Origin of the sequence: Paraburkholderia solitsugae (assembly GCF_013177695.1) — a bacterium.
GTDB classification, from domain to species: domain Bacteria; phylum Pseudomonadota; class Gammaproteobacteria; order Burkholderiales; family Burkholderiaceae; genus Paraburkholderia; species Paraburkholderia solitsugae.
The window spans coordinates 1-3032 of sequence record NZ_WOEY01000019.1 but is presented as its reverse complement, the minus strand read 5'-3'; the positions used below and the strand labels follow the sequence as shown (position 1 = coordinate 3032).

General features: G+C 56.5%; 3 protein-coding genes and 1 pseudogene. 3 read left to right on the top strand and 1 reads right to left on the bottom strand.

The genetic code is table 11. From position 1 onward, the window contains the following. Positions 1-850: 850 nt before the first annotated feature. Both GNZ12_RS05180 and GNZ12_RS05175 read left to right on the top strand, forming a co-directional pair. Positions 851-961, top strand: a pseudogene (locus GNZ12_RS05180) (DDE-type integrase/transposase/recombinase); the annotation flags it as partial. 97 nt (positions 962-1058) lie between these two features. Then, complete coding sequence (locus GNZ12_RS05175) at positions 1059-1169, top strand: type II toxin-antitoxin system RelE/ParE family toxin (protein ID WP_172309347.1); 111 nt, start codon at positions 1059-1061, stop codon at positions 1167-1169. Positions 1170-1307: 138 nt separating this feature from the next. Here the strand turns inward: GNZ12_RS05175 and GNZ12_RS05170 are convergent, their stop codons facing one another. Further along, positions 1308-1892, bottom strand: coding sequence for a DUF7713 domain-containing protein (locus GNZ12_RS05170; protein ID WP_172309346.1), 585 nt, complete (start codon positions 1890-1892; stop codon positions 1308-1310). A 436-nt stretch (positions 1893-2328) separates the two neighbouring features. Between GNZ12_RS05170 and GNZ12_RS05165 the strand changes: the two genes are divergently transcribed. Further along, positions 2329-2601, top strand: coding sequence for a DUF1488 family protein (locus GNZ12_RS05165; protein WP_172309345.1), 273 nt, complete (start codon positions 2329-2331; stop codon positions 2599-2601). Positions 2602-3032 lie beyond the last annotated feature (431 nt).

Below are 3032 nucleotides of genomic sequence, written 5' to 3'. Positions count from 1 at the left end.
TCGCCGATGTCACGTTGAAGTCGGCGCTTGCTCGCCACAACCACTTTCGGTGGGTTGATTCCAGTTCGCCGACAGGCCGCCCCCGTGGCTTAGCTCGCTACGCAAACTGAATTTTGCAGGTCCGACTCATTAGCCAGGCAAGTACAAAATTGCTTAAGACGTCTTGCGTGAAAGTGTTCCCGCGGCCTACGAAAGACACGATTCGACCGCCGCGGTCGGACGCTTGGCAGACCTGTCCAGCGCCGTGCTTTGGCAGGTGACTGCGGCGGCAGATGGTCGCTGTCTGCTCGTTGGCCGTCGGGTCGAGGAACGAAATTTTGCGAAAGCCGGAAACAGACTTCTGAAGACCAACGACTGGCCACCAAGTTTGGCCGGCCCAGCACGCGCTTCCTAGCAGAGCGTTGAAGACGCCGTGATGGTAAAGGAGCATCAGAACTTCAATGATCGGCGTTCACGATAAAATTAAGTAGCAGTGTAGCTACTGTTCAAAGCGAAACGTGTTTGTATGCAGACGGTTTCATGAGCGCGTGCGGGTCTGCCTGCCAAAAACGCATCAATCAATACTCGTCTCCGATGTGCTGGGCGACTAGAAACGACCTTTTTTCTTCTACAACATTGAGAGTGGGTCCGGTGAAGCAAGAAAGGGCAGGCAGACCCGACCGGCTTGCGATCTTTGCCATGAGAAAGAGGTCCCCATCGATCAATCGTCCACTAGGAGACGTCCCGGCGACATCGCTTCGGCGTCGTCGGAGAATATGGGACGCAACGTTCCGTGACGCGTCTTGCGAAATCGTAGCGTCAATGTGCGGGTTCGGGTCAATCGCGCTGGAACCGTTTTGACACGCCCACGGGACAGTCGTGGCGTGTCGACGAAACGTACCTGAGAATCCGCGGCAAGTGGGGGTACCTCTATCGCGCGGTGGATCGGGCCGGCCAGACAGTAGATTTCACGCTCCGCGCCAAACCTGAGGTTTGGAATACTATTCTCTCGGATCAATAAGTTATCCTATCAAAACTAGCTTCCTCGCTCATTTCCGCTATTTGCACCAGAGCCCGAACTGGTCGTGCCATTTGGCTTCGCAGGATATGTTGTTCTGTTCGAGATTGAGGGCGCGAGCACGGTGAGCATCCTCGCTGTCTGGCACCAGCGCGAGGATGATTATCACTAGGCAACCGCCTATTGGCCCGTTGCATCGTTCAACGACCAGTCAAGACAGCGATCGAGCGGTGAACCGTCGGACACTGTGAGCGACGGACATCCCCGGTGGAGTCCGTCTGGAGAGTAGGGCTGGGCAGTATCTGCGGAATCACGCCTCGTCACTCGGATCCAGCAGTTCGAGCCTGAACTGCCACCCTTCGAAGGACATCAGCATTGCGCCGAAATCGTTCCATTCCACACGCTTGCCGTCGATGACGACGCAGGGCAGGCGGCTGTCTTCGTCCCCATCCCACTCGATACGGCCTCTTGCCATCGTGCCAGCGACCTGCAGGCCGCTACCGTCCTCGTGCAGGTGTTTCATTGACAATGCGCGCATCATCTTCTGCACAAGCTTTCCGAGCAGGTCGAAGGGGTCCGATTGCGATTCGTCGAGGATCTGGAAGCGGAATCCTTCTGATTCGTCGTTGCCCGCAAGTTCGAACGCTTCAAGTGAAATCTGGTCCCCGAGCAGAAGGCTGCGGAAGTGGAATTCGTGCGAGTCGCCATCCGCGTCGAGCAGACGAACTGGTGTGAACTGCGGATGCTCGAAACCGATAATATCCGCCCATTGCGCCATTTCCTCGTTGAAACACCGACTACAGAGCAGGCGGTAGGTGCCCTCTGATGACGCGGCATTGACGGTATCGTACGGCGGCGTTCTCGCGCCGCAACGGACGCAGGTTTGCTCAGTCATCACTGCACCATCACGGGTAATCGCCTGGTCGGAACGTTGTGTGATTGTCGCATGTGCGTCGGTCGTACTGTGCGGACGCAACGGGCTTGGAAGTGGTCATATGTCGGCGCTGAACCGAAAAGATGCGCTTTCGATAAAGAATGTCCGGGGATTGCTATTCGGGAAGTCCTTGGCAGAAATTCGCCTCAGGCTCCCGCAAAGTCTCACCGTTCCCAGTCGCCCCTAATGCTTATAAACGCAACTAACCGTCAAACGTCCTATTATCCACCACACACGCCCAAACCCCGCCTCTAGGCGGCCGGGCGGTCCGAACCTCCCGCATCCTCGGGCACTGAAACCCGCGGTCTGCATAGGCAGTCGCCCAGATGCGTGTTTTGGTAAATTCGGACCTAGTCAGGGCAGTCAAAAATTCGCCGATGAACTCACGAGGTGTGACATGGACGTTTCTGATTTCGTGCCCGGCGTATCGTCAGATCGGGACGAAGTAGCGTTCCGGCTATCCGGCCGGATGCAGGGTGCCGCATGTGCAATCACACGCCAGGCGCTCGAAGATCATTTCTGGCTGCCGCCGGGAGCGGATGCACATCGCATGCTCAAGACGTTCGCTGATGGCCAGAAGCGTATCGCGGCGATCGCGGAAAGGAAATCGCTGACGCACCCAGGTCAGCCGGTTCGACTTTCGAGTAGCGACTTCGCTACAAAACGTTAGGTGCAACCGGCTTGCGCCCGCGGTCGGTCAGAATGCAGAGGACGGTCGGCTTTGACCGCCCTGGAAATAAAAGCACGATCATACAACAGCGTTCCTGTTGATTCTTGGCACCTACGGCGCGGCGTTGCGCGACAGAGGGAATGGCCAATGTCTGCGTTTATCGACGTCTGAGTAATGTTTTGCAAGGAAAAAGGCAGCAGGAGCCGTTGCGTCGCATGCGTGGCCGTTTCTGTTGCGCAGAATCCGGCTGGAAGCCTTGAGTTGCCGTCGCCAGATACCCGAAAAACGCAACACTTCCATAGGTACCACTTGTCGAGGCTTTTCTGAAATGTCGGGGTCTGGGCTAATTAGAAATGTCTGATCTCAGGGGTTGGTGTGGAGTCTGTCTTTCACGGGTTTCAACTCATGCGGTGTTGAAGGACTGCTTATGA